The organism is Streptosporangium sp. NPDC002607 (assembly GCF_053592655.1).
The window spans coordinates 283,852-301,683 of the sequence record NZ_JBSFWD010000005.1; the positions used below are offsets into that span (position 1 = coordinate 283,852).

Annotated in this window: 17 protein-coding genes; 2 read left to right on the forward strand and 15 right to left on the reverse strand. The window is 68.5% G+C overall.

Annotated elements, in window-relative coordinates:
- Positions 1 to 159: 159 nt before the first annotated feature.
- The 5 genes from ACWD3H_RS08505 to gap form a co-directional block, all read right to left on the reverse strand.
- Complete coding sequence (locus ACWD3H_RS08505; RefSeq protein WP_012892502.1) at positions 160 to 507, reverse strand: RNA polymerase-binding protein RbpA; 348 nt, start codon at positions 505 to 507, stop codon at positions 160 to 162.
- Positions 508 to 584: 77 nt separating this feature from the next.
- On the reverse strand, positions 585 to 815 hold the full coding sequence (secG, locus tag ACWD3H_RS08510; protein ID WP_030905020.1) for a preprotein translocase subunit SecG: 231 nt from the start codon (positions 813 to 815) through the stop codon (positions 585 to 587).
- Positions 816 to 947: 132 nt separating this feature from the next.
- Positions 948 to 1,733, reverse strand: coding sequence for a triose-phosphate isomerase (tpiA, locus tag ACWD3H_RS08515; protein WP_350918780.1), 786 nt, complete (start codon positions 1,731 to 1,733; stop codon positions 948 to 950).
- A gap of 7 nt (positions 1,734 to 1,740) precedes the next feature.
- A complete protein-coding gene (locus tag ACWD3H_RS08520; protein WP_451954523.1) occupies positions 1,741 to 2,928 on the reverse strand; it encodes a phosphoglycerate kinase in 1,188 nt (395 codons plus the stop codon).
- Complete coding sequence (gene gap, locus ACWD3H_RS08525; protein ID WP_350918774.1) at positions 2,928 to 3,932, reverse strand: type I glyceraldehyde-3-phosphate dehydrogenase; 1,005 nt, start codon at positions 3,930 to 3,932, stop codon at positions 2,928 to 2,930. The genes ACWD3H_RS08520 and gap overlap by 1 nt, the downstream gene beginning before the upstream one ends.
- Before the next feature lie 216 nt (positions 3,933 to 4,148).
- Between gap and ACWD3H_RS08530 the strand changes: the two genes are divergently transcribed.
- Complete coding sequence (locus ACWD3H_RS08530; protein WP_451954524.1) at positions 4,149 to 4,655, forward strand: hypothetical protein; 507 nt, start codon at positions 4,149 to 4,151, stop codon at positions 4,653 to 4,655.
- 105 nt (positions 4,656 to 4,760) lie between these two features.
- Here ACWD3H_RS08530 and whiA read toward each other — a convergent pair whose 3' ends face one another.
- From whiA to uvrA, 7 genes are all read right to left on the reverse strand, one after another.
- Positions 4,761 to 5,741 carry a DNA-binding protein WhiA gene (gene whiA, locus ACWD3H_RS08535; RefSeq protein WP_030905033.1) on the reverse strand — a complete coding sequence of 327 codons (981 nt, stop codon included), beginning with the start codon at positions 5,739 to 5,741 and terminating at the stop codon, positions 4,761 to 4,763.
- Between the two features lie 93 nt (positions 5,742 to 5,834).
- On the reverse strand, positions 5,835 to 6,770 hold the full coding sequence (locus tag ACWD3H_RS08540; protein WP_350918767.1) for a gluconeogenesis factor YvcK family protein: 936 nt from the start codon (positions 6,768 to 6,770) through the stop codon (positions 5,835 to 5,837).
- Positions 6,767 to 7,639, reverse strand: a complete 873-nt coding sequence (gene rapZ / locus ACWD3H_RS08545; protein ID WP_350918764.1) for an RNase adapter RapZ — start codon at positions 7,637 to 7,639, stop codon at positions 6,767 to 6,769. Before rapZ ends, ACWD3H_RS08540 begins: the two co-directional genes overlap by 4 nt.
- Complete coding sequence (gene uvrC, locus ACWD3H_RS08550) at positions 7,636 to 9,594, reverse strand: excinuclease ABC subunit UvrC (protein WP_451954539.1); 1,959 nt, start codon at positions 9,592 to 9,594, stop codon at positions 7,636 to 7,638. Before uvrC ends, rapZ begins: the two co-directional genes overlap by 4 nt.
- A gap of 376 nt (positions 9,595 to 9,970) precedes the next feature.
- A complete protein-coding gene (locus ACWD3H_RS08555; protein ID WP_355554957.1) occupies positions 9,971 to 10,423 on the reverse strand; it encodes a Rieske (2Fe-2S) protein in 453 nt (150 codons plus the stop codon).
- 220 nt (positions 10,424 to 10,643) lie between these two features.
- A complete protein-coding gene (locus ACWD3H_RS08560) occupies positions 10,644 to 11,069 on the reverse strand; it encodes a Rieske (2Fe-2S) protein (protein ID WP_451954525.1) in 426 nt (141 codons plus the stop codon).
- An 88-nt stretch (positions 11,070 to 11,157) separates the two neighbouring features.
- Entirely contained in the window at positions 11,158 to 13,998 is a 2,841-nt protein-coding gene (gene uvrA, locus ACWD3H_RS08565) for an excinuclease ABC subunit UvrA (protein WP_350918755.1), read from the reverse strand.
- 270 nt (positions 13,999 to 14,268) lie between these two features.
- Here uvrA and ACWD3H_RS08570 point away from each other — a divergent pair, with 270 nt between their 5' ends.
- Positions 14,269 to 14,910 (forward strand): MBL fold metallo-hydrolase, encoded by a 642-nt coding sequence (locus tag ACWD3H_RS08570; RefSeq protein ID WP_451954526.1) that lies wholly within the window; start codon positions 14,269 to 14,271, stop codon positions 14,908 to 14,910.
- An 87-nt stretch (positions 14,911 to 14,997) separates the two neighbouring features.
- Here the strand turns inward: ACWD3H_RS08570 and pssA are convergent, their stop codons facing one another.
- The 3 genes from pssA to ACWD3H_RS08585 form a co-directional block, all read right to left on the reverse strand.
- The gene (gene pssA, locus ACWD3H_RS08575) at positions 14,998 to 15,831 is read right to left on the reverse strand and encodes a CDP-diacylglycerol--serine O-phosphatidyltransferase (RefSeq protein WP_350918749.1); all 834 of its coding nucleotides are present in this window, start codon (positions 15,829 to 15,831) and stop codon (positions 14,998 to 15,000) included.
- A complete protein-coding gene (locus ACWD3H_RS08580; protein ID WP_350918746.1) occupies positions 15,818 to 16,465 on the reverse strand; it encodes a phosphatidylserine decarboxylase in 648 nt (215 codons plus the stop codon). The genes pssA and ACWD3H_RS08580 overlap by 14 nt, the downstream gene beginning before the upstream one ends.
- Positions 16,466 to 16,593: 128 nt before the next feature.
- Positions 16,594 to 17,583, reverse strand: a complete 990-nt coding sequence (locus ACWD3H_RS08585; RefSeq protein ID WP_451954527.1) for a TerC family protein — start codon at positions 17,581 to 17,583, stop codon at positions 16,594 to 16,596.
- Between the last annotated feature and the right edge of the window lie 249 nt (positions 17,584 to 17,832).

The window sequence follows — 17,832 nt, forward strand, 5'->3', positions numbered from 1 at the left end:
GCGTAATAGTGGTACACGAGGAGATCACCGTCGGCGTCGGGCATCACCCCCTCACCCGGTCGCGGCACCCGAGCCCGTGAGACGCGAAAGACCCCCGTGGGTGATCCCACGGGGGTCTCCAGGGCGTACTTACCAGCAGACCACGTGCAAGGGGTCCGGCTAGTAGATCGGGCGCGAGGAGGAGCGCAGCCGCTCCAGGGCCTCGGCCAGGATCTGTGCGCCGTCCTTGTCGCTGCGACGTTCCTTCACATACGCGAGGTGCGTCTTGTAAGGCTCGTTACGCGGCGGCGCGGGCGGGTTGGCCTCGTCCTGACCTGCGGGGAGACCACACCGGGGGCAGTCCCAGAACTCGGGAACGGCCGCGTCGCTGGCGAAACTGGGGCGCGTCTCATGCATGTTCGCGCACCAGAAAGGGACCCGCACACGGGGGGCCGCCTCGCCACGCTCCGCCTCCCCCATCGGGCCGGCACCGACACGGCTGCCACGGATCGCGTTGCCACTACCCACGGATGAACTCCTTGCTCGATGGCCCCGCCGCTTGGGGATGCGGGGACTGAACCACTGTCACGCCTGTCGAAGCCGGGTCAGGGCCTCAGGAGCAGGCCCAGCGCGATGATGCAGACGAACCAGACCACACCGGTGATGACGGTGAGCCTGTCAAGGTTGCGCTCCACCACGGAGGAGCCTCCGAACGACGACGAGAAACCGCCACCGAACAGATCCGAGAGACCACCGCCCTTGCCCTTGTGGAGCAGGACGAGCAGCATCATCAGCAAGCTCGACAGGATGAGGGCGATGGAGATTCCGATTGTCACCGTTGACCTGTTCCCTATGTGCGCGTGTCCCGCGTCCGGGCACGACCCTTGTGTACGCCAGAGGCGTGACGATTCAAACCTGCTCTAAGAGGGTATGACGTGCTGTCAAATCACACCCCCCAAATGGACCAGTCAACTCGACAATTCGCCAAGACGGCAAATTTTGACGAATTCCCCGGCGTCGAGGCTCGCGCCACCGACCAGGGCACCGTCGACATCGGGCTGTGCCATGATGCCCGCGATGTTGTCAGACTTGACCGACCCACCGTAAAGGATACGGACACCCGCGGCCACATCGGTGTCGTACAGCTCGGCGAGTCGCTCCCGGAGGGCCCCGCAGACCTCCTGCGCGTCGTCGGGGGTGGCCACCTCGCCGGTGCCGATCGCCCAAACGGGCTCGTAGGCGAGCACGATTGAGGCGACCTGCTCGGCGGTGACCTTGCGAAGCGCCCCTTCGAGCTGCGCGAGGCTGTAGGCCACCTGGCCGCCCGCCTGGCGCACCGGCAGCCCCTCCCCCACACACAGGATGGGGGTGAGCGAGTGCCGGTAGGCCGCCTGCACCTTGGCGTTGACGACGTCGTCGTCCTCGTGGTGGTACTGGCGGCGCTCGGAGTGCCCGATCGTGGCGAAGGTGCAGCCGAGCTTGGCGAGCATGGCCCCGGAGATCTCACCGGTGTAGGCGCCGCCGTCGTGCTGCGACAGGTCCTGGGCACCGTAGAGGATCCGCAACTTGTCGCCGTCCACCAGGGTCTGCACGCTGCGCAGATCGGTGAAGGGCGGCAGCACGGCCACGTCGGCCCGGTCGAAGTCCTTGTCGCCCAGCGCGAAGGCGAGCTTCTGGGTGTGGGCGATGGCCTCAAGGTGGTTGAGGTTCATCTTCCAGTTGCCGGCTATGAGCGGCTTGCGAGCGGTGCTCATTTGACCTCTACCTCTCCAGCGCCACAAGTCCGGGGAGGGTCTTGCCCTCCAGGTATTCCAGGCTGGCCCCGCCACCGGTGGAGATGTGCGAGAACCCGTCCTCGGGCAGGCCGAGTCTGCGCACGGCGGCGGCCGAGTCTCCCCCGCCGACGACCGTGAAGGCCTCCGAGCCGATCAACGCCTCGGCGACCGCGCGGGTTCCGCCGGAGAACGCCTCGAACTCGAAGACGCCCATCGGGCCGTTCCAGAACACGGTCTCGGCGTCGGCCAGCTTGCTCGCGAACAGCTCGCGGGTGCGCGGGCCGATGTCGAGGCCCTGGCGGTCGGCCGGGATCGCGGTGGCGTCGACCACCTCGTACTCGGCGTCCTCGGCGAACTCGGTGGCCGCCAGCACGTCGACCGGCAGGACGAGCTGCACGCCGCGCTTGGCCGCCTCGTCCAGGAAGCCCCGCACCTGGTCGAGCTGGTCCTCCTGGAGCAGCGACCCGCCCACCTCGTACCCCTGTGCCTTCAGGAAGGTGTAGGCCATGCCGCCGCCGATGAGAAGCCTGTCGACCTTGGTGAGCAGGTTGCCGATGACCCCGAGCTTGTCGGAGACCTTCGCGCCGCCCAGCACCACGACGTACGGCCGTTCGGTGGTCTCGGTCAGCCTTTTGAGCACCTCGACCTCGGCCAGGACCAGCCGGCCCGCGGCGTGCGGCAGCAGGGCGGGCACGTCGTAGACGCTGGCGTGCCTGCGGTGCACCGCGCCGAAGCCGTCGCCCACGTAGAGGTCGGCGAGAGCGGCCAGCCTGGCCGCGAACTCGGCCCGCTCGGCGTCGTCCTTGGACTCCTCGCCGGGCTCGAAGCGCAGGTTCTCCAGCAGGGCCACCTGGCCGTCCTGAAGCGCCTCCACGACCTCCTGGGCCGACTTCCCGACCACGTCGGTCGCGAAGGCGACGTCCGCGCCCAGGAGCTCACCCAGCCGCTTGGCGACGGGGGCCAGGGAGTATTCCGGGTTCGGCTTGCCCTTGGGACGCCCCAGGTGCGCGACGACGATCACGCGGGCGCCCCTGCGGGCGAGTTCCTCGATCGTCGGCACCGAGGCGCGGATGCGGCCGTCGTCGGTGATGACGTCCCCCTCCAGGGGGACGTTGAGGTCGGCGCGTACCAGGACGCGCCGACCGTCCACGTCGAACTCGGAGATGTCCTTCATCAGAGGTCGGCGCCGACCAGCTCGATGAGGTCGGCGAGACGGTTGGAGTAGCCCCACTCGTTGTCGTACCAGCCGACGACCTTGACCTGGTTGCCGATCACCTTGGTGAGGGCGGAGTCGAAGATGCAGGACGAGGGGTCGGTGACGATGTCGGAGGAGACGATCGGGTCCTCGGTGTAGGTGAGGTAGCCCTTGAGCTCGCCCTCGGCCGCGGCCTTGAGTGCGGCGTTGACCTCCTCGACCGTGGTCTCGCGGCCGACCTCGACGGTGAGGTCGGTGGCCGAGCCGGTGGGGATCGGCACCCGCAGCGCGTAACCGTCGAGCTTGCCCTTGAGCTCGGGCAGCACCAAGCCGATGGCCTTGGCCGCACCGGTCGAGGTCGGCACGATGTTGATCGCGGCGGCGCGGGCGCGGCGCAGGTCGCTGTGCGGGGCGTCCTGCAGGTTCTGGTCCTGCGTGTAGGCGTGGATGGTGGTCATCAGACCCTTCTCGATACCGAAGGTGTCGTTGAGGACCTTGGCCATCGGCGCCAGGCAGTTGGTGGTGCAGGAGGCGTTGGAGATGACCGTGTGCTTGGCCGGGTCGTACTTGTCGTGGTTGACGCCCATCACGACGGTGACGTCCTCGTTCTTGGCCGGAGCCGAGATGATGACCTTCTTGGCGCCGTTCTCGGCGTGCACTCGGGCCTTGTTCGCGTCGGTGAAGAAGCCGGTCGACTCCACCACGACGTCCACACCCAGGTCACCCCAGGGCAGCTTGGCGGGGTCGCGCTCGGCGAAGGCCTTGATGGTCTTGCCGTCGACGATGATCTCGTCGGCGGTGCTCTTCACCTCGTACGGCAGGCGGCCAAGAATGCTGTCGTACTTCAGCAGGTGGGCGAGCGTGGCGTTGTCGGTCAGGTCGTTGACCGCCACGATCTCGATGTCCTTGCCGCTGGCAGCGACCGCGCGCCAGAAGTTGCGGCCGATGCGGCCGAATCCATTGACGCCTACGCGGATGGTCACGGTGCCGATCTCCTCGTACGTCGGTGCGCCAGTCGTGAGGACCGGCGACTTGGGGCGGGCTGAAACCTCAACCACGAACCTTATCGGACCTAAATTGGTGTAGACCACTGGAGGGGGGAGGTCCGTTATTCCTTAACCCATGAACAGGTATCGCCCCATTCAAGTAGAGTGCCCGACCCGTCACCGGAAATCCCTTAGACCTCACGAGGAGCTGTCATGACGGATAACGATCCACATCTGGCAAACGGGCTTCTACCAGGTATTTTTACCGGTCTCGGCGCCACCCTGGTCGGTGCCGCGGCCTACGGTGCGCTCATCGGCTTCAGCGGGTACGAGATCGGCTTCGCCGCCATCGGCGTCGGTCTCCTCGTCGGCCTCGCCATGATGGCGGTCAGGCCGACGAGCCCGGTGCTGCCGCCGCTGGCCGCCCTCTTCTCCCTGATCGGCGCCGCGCTCGGCCAGGTCGCCGGATACGTGATCATCTGGGTACGAGCCTCCGGCGACGACTACGGCTCGGCGCTGACCCAGGTTCTCAACACCTTCCCCGAGGATCTCAGGCGCGATCCCAAGTCACTGCTGTTCTGGGCGATCGCCGCCTACGCGGGCTTCGGCTTCGTGAGCAGAAGAGTCAAGGCCGCCCGCGAAGCCCACGCCGCCTCGTCCGTCCCGCAGCCGGACGAGGCCGACCGGGTGGACTACTTCGCTCCCAGGAAGCAGCCCTGAGCGGGCTTTGACGGCACGTACCGGAGCCGCGGCCGCACCGGGCCCGCCGCGCTCCCGGTGCGGTCACCGGGAGCGCGGCGCCGCCCTTTCGGATCGGGGAGCGCGTCAGGGGGCCAGCATGTCGACGGTGAGATTGGCCTCGGTGTTGGGGATGCCGATGTCCTGAGCGCGCTTGTCGGCCATGGCCAGCAGGCGGCGGATGCGACCGGCGATGGCGTCCTTGGTCAGGGGCGGGTCGGCGAGCTGGCCGAGCTCCTCCAGGGACGCCTGCTTGTGCTCCACCCGCAGGCGGCCGGCGATCACCAGATGCTCCGGGGCCTCCTCCCCGAGGATCTCCAGTGCCCGCTGGACCCTGGCTCCGGCGGCGACCGCGGCGCGGGCCGAGCGGCGCAGGTTGGCGTCGTCGAAGTTGGCCAGCCGGTTGGCCGTCGCCCGGACCTCGCGGCGCATCCGCCGCTCCTCCCAGGCCAGCACGCTGTCGTGGGCGCCCAGCCTGGTCAGCAGCGCGCCGATGGCGTCGCCGTCACGGACCACCACCCGGTCGACGCCGCGCACCTCGCGGGCCTTGGCATGGATCTTCAGCCGCCGCGCCGACCCGACCAGCGCGAGCGCCGCCTCGGGCCCCGGGCAGGTGACCTCCAGCGACATCGAGCGCCCGGGCTCGGTGAGCGAGCCGTGCGCCAGGAACGCCCCCCGCCAGGCCGCCTCGGCATCGCAGGCCGCCCCGGCGACGACCTGGCGGGGCAGGCCGCGGACCGGGCGCCCGTGATTGTCGATCAGGCCGGTCTGGCGGGCCAGCGCCTCCCCGTCGCGGTAGACCCGCACGAGGTAGCGCGATCCCTTGCGCAACCCTGCCGGGGCCAGCACGAGCACCTCCGCCTTGTGCCCGAAAACTTCACCGATGTCTTTGATGAGCCGCCGGGCGGTGACGTTGGTGTCCAGCTCGGCCTCGATCACGATCCGGCCGCTCACCAGGTGCAACCCGCTCGCGAACCGCAGCAGCGTCGACACCTCGGCCTTACGGCAGCAAGGCTTCAGGACCGTCAGCCTGCTCAGCTCGTCCTTGACCACACCTGTCATCGCCATGCGCGTTCGTCCTCCCCCATACAGACCCCATGCGGCTCGAGATGAATCGGGCTCACAGCAGTTTCTCGCACTCCTGGGCACCGCTGACCAGGATCAACGCTTCGCACGGAAAATCTCGTCCAGGACGGAGGCAAGACGTTGTGCATCGTGTCGCGGCGAGCCGTCCTCATCCGCCACGGAGGCCAGGACCAGCCTCCCGCCGAGACCGGCCGCGGCCTTCTCCAGCTCCTCACCGTCGTCGGCCACACCGGTGTCCGCGACGACCACGTCCACCTCCAGGGAGGGCGCGTGCTGGCGCAGCACCTCCAGGTGTTTCTGGGGGGAGAAACCGTCGGTCTCCCCCGCCTGGGGAGCGAGGTTCAGCGCGACCAGGCGCCGCGCGCGGGTGGTGTGCAACGCCTCGGCCAGCTCGGGCACCTTCAGGTGGGGCAGCACGCTGGTGAACCACGAGCCGGGGCCGAACACCACCCAGTCGGCGTCGAGGACCGCCTCGACGGCCTCGGGGCACGCCGGCGGGTCCTCGGGGACCAGCGAGATGGCCCGGACCCGGCCCGGGGTGAGCGCGCAGGCCACCTGGCCGCGCACCGTGCTCACCAGACCGTCCAGCTCCACCTCGGCGGCGATGTCGAGTGGCACCGAGGACATCGGCAGCACCCGCCCGTGCGCGCCGAGCAGCCGCCCGAGCCAGTCGAGTCCGGCGACCGTGTCGCCCAGGCGCTCCCAGAGCGCCACGATCAGCAGGTTGCCGATCGCGTGGCCGTTCAGGTCACCATCGCTGCGGAAGCGATGCTGGACGACCTCGCTCCAGGTGTGGCCCCACTCGTCGTCACCGCACAGGGCGGCCAGCGCCATCCTCAGGTCTCCCGGGGGCAGCACGCCGAACTCGCGGCGGAGACGGCCGCTGGAGCCTCCGTCGTCGGCCACGGTGACCACCGCCGTCAGCCGGGAGGTGACCCTCCGCAGTGCCGACAGCGAGGCGTACAGCCCGTGTCCTCCACCCAGCGCGACGACCTTGAGACCTTCATTCACTCCCGGCCCACATCCCGATGGCTTACCTGCACCTCCATGCCACCCCGATCCCGCAGCCGGCCGCCGATCTGCTCGGCCATGGCGACGCTGCGGTGCTTGCCCCCGGTGCAGCCGACGGCGAGCGTGGCGTAGCTCTTGCCCTCGCGGGTGTAGCCGGAGGCGATGATGGCGAACACCTCGTCGTAGGCGTCCAGAAGTTCCTTCGCACCCGCCTGGTTGAGAACGTACTCCCGTACGGGGGCGTCCAGACCGTTCATGGGGCGAAGTTCTGGAACCCAGTGGGGATTGGGCAGGAACCGGCAGTCGACGACCATGTCCGCGTCGACCGGCAGGCCGTACTTGTAGCCGAAGGAGACGACGTTGACCCGCAGGCCCGGACGGTCCTCGCCACCGAAGAAGGCGACGATCTTCCCCCTGAGCTCGTGGACGTTGAGGTTGGAGGTGTCGATCACCAGGTCGGCGTTGGCCCGGACCTCACGCAGGATGCCGCGCTCGCGGGCGATCCCGTCGACCAGCCGGCCGTCGCTCTGCAGCGGGTGCGGGCGGCGGACGTTCTCGAACCTGCGGACCAGCTCCTCGTCACTGGCCTCAAGGAACACCACCCGCACGCCGACGCCGCGCCCCTCCAGCTCCTCGATGGCACTGTTGAGGTCGCTGGTGAAGGCCAGGCTGCGCACGTCGACCACCGCGGCCACCTTGTCGGCGGCCAGCTTGACCCGCCCCGCCTCCTCGGCCATGGCGAACAGCAGCCCCGGCGGCAGGTTGTCGATGACGAACCACCCCAGATCCTCCAGAGCCTTGGCGGCGGTGCTCCGCCCCGCCCCCGACATTCCGGTGACGAGGACGAACGCGGACTCTCTTTCGCTCATGGGTTCTGCCCCTTCAAGACCGACACGATCGTCTCGGCCGTCGAGGGGCCGATCCCGGGAACCTCGCAGATCTGCGCCGCGGTCGCCTCCCGCAGCCGTTTCACCGATCCGAAATGCTTGATCAACGCCTGCCTGCGGGCCGGGCCGAGTCCGGGAACCTCGTCCAGAGCGCTTTCCTTGACGCTCTTCGACCGCTTGGATCGATGGTAGGTGATGGCGAAGCGGTGAGCCTCGTCGCGTACCCGCTGAAGAAGGTAAAGGGCCTCGCTGGAGCGGGCGAGGATCACCGGCAGGTCCTCACCGGGCAGCCAGACCTCCTCCAGCCGTTTGGCCAGGCCGCACACCGCCACGTCGTCGACGCCCAGTTCGTCGAGCGCCCTGCGGGCCGCCGCGGCCTGCGCGGGCCCGCCGTCGACGACGACCAGGTTGGGCGGGTAGGCGAACTTGCGCGGCTTGCCGGTCTCCGGGTCGATGCCCGGCGTCCGCAGCCCCTCGCCCGGCCCCTCGCCGGGCCCCCCGCCGGGCTCTGCCATGGCGTCGGCGTCGAGATCCCCGGTGGCCGAGCGCTCCTCCAGGTAGCGCTTGAAGCGTCGGGAGATCACCTCGTAGATGGAGGCGACGTCGCCCTCGGTGGAGCGCACCGAGAACCTGCGGTACTCGCTCTTGCGGGCCAGGCCGTCCTCGAACACCACCATGGAGGCCACCACGTCGGTGCCCTGCATGTGGGAGACGTCGTAGCACTCGATGCGGAGCGGCACCTGGTCCAGGCCGAGGGCGTCGGCGACCTCCTGCAGCGCCCTGCTCCGCGCGGTCAGGTCGCTGGCCCGCCTGAGCTTGTGCTGTTTCAGGGACTCCACGGCGTTGCGCTCGACGGTCTCCATCAGCGACCTCTTGTCGCCCCGCTGCGGAACCCTGATCTCCACCCTGGCCCCGCGGTGCTCGCCGAGCAGCTCGGAAACCGCCTCCGTATCGGGGGGCAGGACGGGGACCAGCACCTCCCTGGGCAGCGCCTCGGCGGCCGCGTCACCGTACATCTGCAGGAGGAACTGCTCGACCAGCTCGCCGGGCGTGGCCTCCTCGACCTTGTCCACCACCCAGCCGCGCTGGCCCCTGATGCGCCCGTCACGGACGTAGAAGACCTGGACGGCGGCCTCCAGCGGATCCTCCGCAAGGGCGATCACGTCGCAGTCGGTGTTGTCGCCGAGGACCACCGCCTGCTTCTCCATCGCCCGCTGCAGGGCTCCGATGTCGTCGCGCAGCCTGGCCGCCCGCTCGTACTCCTGCTCGGCGGCGGCCTCGCGCATCTCGCGCTCCAGCCGCTTGACGAACCGGCCGGTGTTGCCGGCCATGAACTCGCAGAAGTCGTCGGCCAGCTTCCGGTGCTCCTCGGCGGTGACCCGGCCGACGCAGGGGGCGGAGCACTTGTCGATGTAACCCAGCAGGCAGGGGCGCCCGACCTGCGCGGCCCGCCGGAACACCCCCGTCGAGCAGCTCCTGATCGGGAACACCCGGAGCAGCAGGTCGACGGTCTCCCTGATCGCCCAGGCGTGGGAGTAGGGGCCGAAGTAGCGGATGCCCTTGCGTTTGGCTCCGCGCAGCACCTGGACCCGGGGAAACTCCTCCCCCATGGTGACCGCGAGGTAGGGATAGGACTTGTCGTCGCGGTATTTGACGTTGAACCGCGGGTCGTACTCCTTGATCCAGGAGTATTCGAGCTGGAGCGCCTCGACCTCGGTGCCGACGACGGTCCAGTCGACGTCCACGGCGGTCATGAGCATGGTCTGGGTGCGCGGATGCAGGCTCGCGAAGTCGGCGAAGTAGGAGTTGAGCCGCTGGCGCAGGCTCTTGGCCTTGCCGACGTAGACGACCCGGCCTCCGGCGTCCTTGAACCGGTAGACGCCGGGGGACTCGGGGATCGACCCCGGCTTCGGCCGGAAACTCGCCGGACCACCCACAGATCTCGCCACACAGAAAGCCTATCGGCCCGGACCGACAGGTTTCCTTACGCTTTTCCCGGCACGGTTCCGCCCGCGGACTCGCGCCGTCGCGGACGGATCACCACCTGACGTCCGCCAGGCTCAAAAGACCCTGGCGGCCCATCGCCGCCGGTCGGTGTCCGATGTCGTCATCCGACGCGGGACACAGAGGTCGCGAAGCTCGAAAGCCGGGGATTCCCGCGCCCGGCCCGCCGGCCGGGCCCGCCGTGTGCGCGGGCCGGGCAGCCCCGATCACTCCCCCGCGCACACGGCACGTCCTACCCCGCCCGAAGAACCTGTGACGCGCGGCCTCTCCGCCGGGGCGAACCTTCCGGCGGCGGAGCCATGACCGGATTCAGGCGAGGCTGATGGAGTCGCCGTCCACCTTGATCGCCTTCTCCTCCAGCGGCTTCGAGGCCGGGCCGTCCGCCACGGAACCATCAGCGATCTTGAACTTGCTGCCGTGGCACGGGCAGTCGATGGTGCCGTCCACGACCTTGTCCACGTCGCATCCCTGGTGGGTGCAGACGGAGCTGAACGCCTTGAACTGGCCTGCGGCCGGCTGGGTGATCACGATCTTCTGGTCCTTGAAGACCTTGCCACCCCCCTCGGGGATGTCCGCGGTCTTGGCCAGGGCGTTCGCCCCTGAGTCGCCCGCGCCGGCCTCCGGCGCCTGCGAGGACGCGGTCGACGAGGCGTCACCGCCGCTCGCCGCGGGCTCTTCCGAGCTCCCGCACGCGGTCAGCACCGCGGCCACCCCGGCCCCTCCGGCACCCAATATCACCGTACGACGTGTCGTCTCAGTCATGCATCTCCTCCAGGATCGTCATCTTCAGGTACGGCTGGCACCCCGATGACGGTTCAGCATGCCGTACGCCGTGTCAGGAGACTGTGAAGAATTACCCCCTTGGCGCTCTTTCTGGATCATCCGGAGAATCCCCCTGGAAACCCTCATCGCGGATTTCGGCCCCGATGAGCCCGACGAGCTCGACAAATCCGCCCCCCGGAGGAGAAGACGGCGCGAATCGTCAGACCACGATGATCCCGTCACCCTCGACCTTCAGCGCGTACTGGACCAGCGGCGCCTCCGCCGGGCCCTTGAGGCATTTGCCGGAGTCGGCGGCGAACTCGCTGCCGTGGCAGGGGCAGCGGATGACGCCGTCCCCGACCCTCCCGACCGCGCACCCCCGGTGCGGGCAGCTCGCCGTGAACGCCCTGAACGCCCCAGAGGTCGGCTGGGTGATCACGATCTTCCACTTGGTGATCACCTTGCCGCCGCCCACCGGGATGTCGGCGGTCCTCGCGATGACCTTCCCCTTGATCCCCGGCGGTACGATGGCGGCGGCGGGCTCCCCGCTGCCGCACCCGGCCAGCGCCGCCCCGCACGCCACGGCCCCCGCGGCGGCGATCACCTGCCTGCGCGCAGGCATGGCGGAGGTTTCCTGCATGCTCATTGCGGCCCTTCTCGCAACGTCATCCCCGTCAGAACCGGGCTCCCGCGTCAAGGGTATTGACGGGGGAGCCCGGCCCTGAATCCGGCCTTCAGGTGCCGAGGATCTTGCGCAGGAAGCGGCCGGTGTGGCTCTCGTCGACCAGGGCGACGTCCTCGGGCGTGCCGACGGCGAGCACGCTGCCTCCCCTGGAGCCGCCCTCGGGGCCCATGTCGATCAGCCAGTCGGCGGTCTTGATCACGTCGAGGTTGTGCTCGATGACGATGACCGTGTTCCCGCCGTCGACGAGCTTGCCCAGCACACCCAGCAGCCTGCGGATGTCCTCGAAGTGCAGGCCGGTGGTGGGCTCGTCGAGCACGTAGATCGTCCGACCGGTGGAGCGGCGCTGCAGTTCGGAGGCGAGCTTGACGCGCTGGGCCTCACCGCCGGACAGGGTCGTGGCGGGCTGGCCGAGCCTGACGTACCCCAGGCCGACGTCGTAAAGCGTCTGCAGGTAGCGCTTGATGGACGGGATGGAGTCGAAGAAGCCCAGGGCCTCCTCGATCGGCATGTCGAGCACCTCGGAGATCGTCTTGCCCTTGTAATGGACCTCCAGGGTCTCCCGGTTGTAGCGCGCCCCGTGGCAGACCTCACAGGGCACGTAGACGTCCGGCAGGAAGTTCATCTCGATCTTGAGGGTGCCGTCTCCCGAGCACGCCTCGCACCGGCCGCCCTTGACGTTGAAGCTGAAGCGCCCCTTCTGGTAACCGCGGACCTTGGCCTCCGTGGTCTGCGCGAACAGGTCACGGACCTTGTCGAAGACGCCGGTGTAGGTCGCCGGGTTGGAACGGGGCGTGCGGCCGATCGGCGACTGGTCCACATGCACGACCTTGTCGACCAGGTCCATCCCGTTGACCCGCGCGTGCCGGCCGGGGACGGTGCGCGCGCCGTTCAGTTCCTTGGCCAGCGCGTTGTAGAGGATGTCGTTGACCAGGGTGGACTTGCCGGACCCCGAGACCCCGGTGACCGCGGTCAGCAGCCCGAGGGGGAACTCCACGTCGACGCCCTTGAGGTTGTGCTCGCGGGCGCCCTTCACGGTGAGCTGCCGCTTCCTGTCGCGCTTGCGGCGTACGGGAGGGATGGCGATGGTCTTGCGGCCGGACAGGTAGGCGCCGGTCATCGACTCCTCCGAGGCCAGCAGGTCGGCCACGGTGCCGGAGACGACGACCTGGCCGCCGTGCTCGCCCGCCCCCGGGCCGATGTCGACCACCCAGTCGGCGGCGGCGATGGTGTCCTCGTCGTGCTCGACCACGATGAGCGTGTTGCCCATGTCGCGCAGCCTGATCAGGGTCTCCAGCAGCCGCTGGTTGTCGCGCTGGTGCAGGCCGATGGAGGGCTCGTCCAGCACGTACAGCACACCGACCAGGCCGGAGCCGATCTGGGTGGCGAGCCGGATGCGCTGTGCCTCACCACCCGCGAGGGTGCCTGAGGCCCGGTCCATGGTCAGGTAGTCGAGGCCCACGTCGAGCAGGAAACCCATCCGGGCGTTGATCTCCTTGACCACCCGCTCGGCGATGTGCATGTCACGGTCCGACAGCGTCAGCCCCGCCAGGAACGTCGCGCAGTCGCCGATCGACATCGCCGAGACCTCGGCGATCGAGCGGCCGTCGACCGTGACGGCCAGCGAGACCGGCTTGAGCCTGGCTCCCTCGCAGGCCGGGCACGGGATCTCCCGCATGTAGCCTTCGTACTTCTCGCGCATGCCGTCGCTGTCGGACTCACCGTGGCGACGCTGCACCCAGGGGATGGCCCCCTCGAAGGTGGTGTAGTAGGAGCGCTCTCGGCCGTAGCGGTTGCTGTAGCGGACGTGGACCTGCTCGTCGTGACCGTAGAGCAGGGCCTTCTGCGCCTTCTTCGGCAGCCGCTCCCACGGGGTGTCGAGGCTGAACCCCATGTTCAGGCCGAGCGCCTCGACGAGGCGGACGAAGTAGTCGCTGGTGTGACCCCCGGCCCATGGGGAGATCGCGCCCTCGCCCAGCGGCTTCTCCGGGTCGGGCACGATCAGGTCGGGGTCGACCTCCATGCGGACGCCCAGGCCCGTGCACTCGGGACAGGCGCCGAAGGGCGAGTTGAACGAGAACGAGCGGGGCTCCAGCTCCTCGAACGACAGGTCGTCGTAGGGGCAGTAGAGGTGCTCCGAGTAGAAGCGCTCACGGTTCGGGTCGTCCTCGGGCAGGTCGACGAACTCCAGGGTGATCGTCCCGCCCGACAGCTGCAGGGCGGTCTCCACCGAGCCGGTCAGGCGGCTGCTCGCGCCCTCCTTCACCGCCAGGCGGTCGACGATCACCTCGATGTCGTGCTTCTCCTGCTTTTTCAGCGTCGGCGGCTCATCCAGCCGGACCACCGTGCCGTCGACGCGGGCACGGGCGAAGCCCTTGGCCTGCAACTGGCTGAAAAGCTCGGCGTACTCGCCCTTGCGGCCGCGGACCACCGGGGCGAGCACCTGGAAGCGGGTGCCCTCGGGGAGCTCCATCACCCGGTCGACGATCTGCTCGGGACTCTGCCTGGCGATCGCCCGCCCGCACTGGGGGCAGTGCGGCTTGCCGATGCGCGCCCAGAGCAGGCGCAGGTAGTCGTAGACCTCGGTGATCGTGCCGACCGTGGAGCGCGGGTTGCGGCTCGTCGACTTCTGGTCGATCGACACCGCGGGTGAGAGACCCTCGATGAAGTCGACATCGGGCTTGTCCATCTGCCCGAGGAACTGCCGCGCGTAGGCCGACAGTGACTCGACATAGCGGCGCTGGCCTTCGGCGAAGATCGTGTCGAAGGCCAGACTGGACTTGCCCGAGCCGGACAGCCCGGTGAAGACGATCAGAGAGTCTCGCGGGAGGTCCAGCGAGACGTCCTTGAGGTTGTGTTCACGTGCACCACGCACGATGAGGCGGTCAGCCACAGTAGTCCCGACGTCGATTTAGAGGGTTGGAAGCGGTCGCGGGAAGACTAGCGAGAGGGACCGACAATTTTCCGGGCCGGCGTCCGGAGCTCAGGGGTTCCCCGCCCTCTCCAGAGTACGGTCTTCCCTTGGATGTGGCAGGTCGTCCCCGGTTTCAACAGTGGGAACACCCCCCTTATGCCCCGCACCACCCGCCGGGCGGCAATGATGAGGGTGGGGGCGGGCACCACCCGCGCCCCGCCCTGCCGTGACACCATCCGAGGAGAACCCGTGACGTACACCGGTGATGTGCAGGTCGGCGGCCCCGCAGACCTGCGTGAGCTGCCCGGCCTGACGATCGCCAAGCTGGCCGTCGGCCCGTTCGACAACAACGCCTACCTGCTCCGCTGCACCCGGACCGGTGACGGCGCGCTCATCGACGCGGCCGCCGAGCCCGACCGGCTGCTGGAGCTCATCGGTGACCGGCCGATCAGCAAGATCATCACCACCCACCAGCACGGCGACCACTGGCAGGCCCTGGAGGAGGTCGCCAGAGCGACCGGCGCCTCGGTGATCGCCCACCCGCTCGACGCGCCGGGGCTGCCGGTGCCGGTGGACCTGGAGGTGGGGCACGGCGAGGAGATCACCGTCGGCGAGGTCGGCCTGGAGGTGATCCACCTGCGCGGGCACACCCCGGGTTCGATCGCCCTGTACCACCCCGGCCACCTGTTCACCGGCGACTCGCTCTTCCCCGGCGGCGTCGGCAACACCAACAAGGATCCCGAGCGGTTCGCCCAGCTCTTCGCCGACGTGTCAGAGCGGATCTTCGACCGGCTGCCGGACGACACCTGGGTCTATCCGGGCCACGGCAAGGACACCACGCTCGGCGCCGAGCGCCCCAGCCTGCCCGAGTGGCGCGAGCGGGGCTGGTGACGCTCGCGGCGCGGAGGTCTCGCCGCCCGCGCCGCCGGGGATCCTCCGCCCGCGGGGACCGCCGGTCCCGGCGGGCGGTTCCGGCGGTCAGCCGACTTCGGCGGACGCCCTGCGCTGCTCCTTGCGCTTCTCCCGCTTGAACATCAGGACACGCAGCGGGATGGCCGCCACGATCGTCATCTGCATGACGGCCCCGACCTTGATCAGTGTGTCGCCGCCGGCCAGGCCCGCGACCCAGATGGTCAGGCAGGCAACATTGATCATCATCCAGGCGAGCACCCCGGCGGCCACGTTGCCCTTGGGCTTGGGGTACTCGATCCGGCTCACCATGAGATACGCCACGCCGAAGATGGGCAGGATCGTCCAGGTCGACGGGGGGAACAGCAGTACGACCGAGACCACGGTCATGGCGCCCATCGGGATGGGCAGGCCCATGAAGTCGCCGCTCTTGGTCTTCACGCAGGCGAAACGCGCCAGCCGGATGACCCCGGCCAGCAGCACGGACGCCGCCGCGGTCATCACCAGCAGGAACGGGATCTGTTGATTGAACCCCGCCCAGATGACCACCATGAAGGCGGGGGCGAAGCCGAAGCTGATCACGTCGGCGAGGTTGTCCAGCTCGGCGCCCATGGCCGAGGCGCGGAACTTCCTGGCCACCAGGCCGTCGAACAGGTCACAGGTGGCACCGATCAGCAGGAGCACCACGGCGGTGCCGAAGAACCGGGGGTCGGCCGCGAAGGGCTTGCCCTCCTGCAGCGCGTTGATGGCCGACCAGGAGAGCACGCAGACCGCCAGGAAGCCACAGAGGGCGTTGCCAAGCGAGAGGGAGTCGGCGGCCGACAGGCGGAACGCCTTGCCCACGGGCCCTCGCGGCTCGTCGTCCGTCTCGTCCATCGGCCAGCTCGCGTCAGCCGTGGTCAAGACCGGTCACCCCCGCGACGGTCCGCTGTCCCACCGAGACAGCCGGGGCGATCCCCTCGGGGAGGTAGACGTCGACCCGCGAGCCAAGCCTGATCAGGCCGATCCGCTCGGCTCTGGCGACCTTCGCCCCCTCGGCCACGTAGGGCACGATGCGGCGAGCGACCGCGCCGGCGATCTGGACGAACTCGATGTCGCCGAGCGCGGTGTCCAGGTGCCAGACGACCCGCTCGTTGGTGTCGCTGTCCTTGTTGAACGCGGGCAGGTACCCCCCGGAAACGTGCTCCACCGAGGTGACCGTGCCGGCCAGTGGCGCCCGGTTGACATGCACGTCGAGTGGGCTCATGAAGATCGCCACCCTGGTCCGGCCGTCCGGCCATGGATCGATGCTCTGCACCACACCGTCCGCGGGCGACAGGATCCGCCCGGTGCCCGGAGTCCGATCCGGATCGCGGAAGAACCAGAGCATCCCACCGGTGAGCGCGGTCAGCGGAACCGCCGCCAGCGCCCAGCGCCGGTCACGGCGGCTGAGCAGGGCGGTCACGGTGGCGGCGGCCACGGTCGGGAGCAACCACGGGGAGACGCCACGTGCCAGGCCCAGCGGACCTGGCCGGTGGCTTACTGAATCGTGGGACACAGGGAACCTTTTGTGATGTCTTGCGGCATTAGACCGGTATGTCTACCCGCTCTGGGGCAGGATGTTACCCATCTCTTAGCCCTTATAAGGCGCAATGAGACAAGCAAAGCGCCTCACACGCCGATTCGCTAGCCCTGCTCGACACTCGCCGGGGTGGTGTTTTCCTTGCCTGCACGAGCATCACGCCGGACCTTCGCCAGGCTGATCGCGGTGGTGACGACCATCGTGACGACGATAACCGACAGTGACACCCAGATCGGCACTTCGGGAGCCCAGGAGACGCCACTGGAGTGCAGCGCCTCAAGGATCAGCTTAACCCCGATGAAACCGAGGATGAACGCGAGACCGAAGCTGAGGTAGACCAGCCGCTGGAGCAGACCTCCCAGCAGGAAGTAGAGCTGGCGCAGACCCATCAGCGCGAACGCGTTCGCGGTGAAGACGATGAAGGCGTCGGTGGTCAGGCCGAAAATCGCCGGAATCGAGTCGAGCGCGAACAGCAGGTCGGTGGTGCCGATGGCGATCATGACGATCAGCAGCGGGGTGACCATGCGCCTGCCGTTGACCTTGACGACGACCTTGGAACCCACGTAGTCGTCGGTGTGCGGCAGCACCCGCCGGGCCCAGCGCAGGACCGCGTTCTCCTGCAGGTCCTCCTCCTGGCCGAACTGGCGGACGAGCTGGACCGCGGTGTAGATCAGGAACAGGCCGAAGACGTAGAACAGCCAGCCGAAGTTGGACAGGGCGGCGGCGCCGAGGGCGATGAAGATGCTGCGCATGACCAGCGCCATCAGGATGCCGATCAGCAGCACCTTGTGCTGGTAGATCTTCGGCACCGCGAAGCGGGTCATGATGATGTAGAAGACGAAAAGGTTGTCGACGCTCAGGCTGTACTCGGTGATATAGCCGGCGAAGAACTGTCCCGCGGAGGTGGGTCCCGCGAAGATCCACAATACGATACCGAAAATCACCGCGAGGGTGACGTAGAAACCGACCCAGAACCCGGCCTGCTTGAGGGAGAACTCCCGCGGCTCGCCCCGGTCGACGATCCACAGATCGAAGGCGAGAACGATGAGCAAACCGCCGATAACGGCCAACCATGCCCAGACAGGAACAATCACAACTGATAAACCTCCGGCGGCGCGCACGACAGACTGCCGGAGGTCTCTCCCGCCCGCATGAGGCATCGACTGAGATATGTCGAAGCGCGGACCGACAGCCCCGGGGGCCTCGTGGAGCGAGACAACACCGTGATGACGAGACTGCCGCGAAGGGATACTCCCCCCCTAAACACGCCAGTATAGGTCTCCGGCATGGTGGCGCCTAATCCAACATCACGACCTCTCCGCCTGTTCCATCGGGCTTCCGGC

Coding starts and splice junctions, on each gene's coding strand:
- tpiA (WP_350918780.1), bottom strand. CDS start 1,733: ATGAGCACCGCTCGCAAGCCGCTCATAGCCGGCAACTGGAAGATGAAC.
- ACWD3H_RS08520 (WP_451954523.1), bottom strand. CDS start 2,928: ATGAAGGACATCTCCGAGTTCGACGTGGACGGTCGGCGCGTCCTGGTA.
- ACWD3H_RS08530 (WP_451954524.1), top strand. CDS start 4,149: ATGACGGATAACGATCCACATCTGGCAAACGGGCTTCTACCAGGTATT.
- whiA (WP_030905033.1), bottom strand. CDS start 5,741: ATGGCGATGACAGGTGTGGTCAAGGACGAGCTGAGCAGGCTGACGGTC.
- rapZ (WP_350918764.1), bottom strand. CDS start 7,639: ATGAGCGAAAGAGAGTCCGCGTTCGTCCTCGTCACCGGAATGTCGGGG.
- ACWD3H_RS08555 (WP_355554957.1), bottom strand. CDS start 10,423: ATGACTGAGACGACACGTCGTACGGTGATATTGGGTGCCGGAGGGGCC.
- ACWD3H_RS08560 (WP_451954525.1), bottom strand. CDS start 11,069: ATGAGCATGCAGGAAACCTCCGCCATGCCTGCGCGCAGGCAGGTGATC.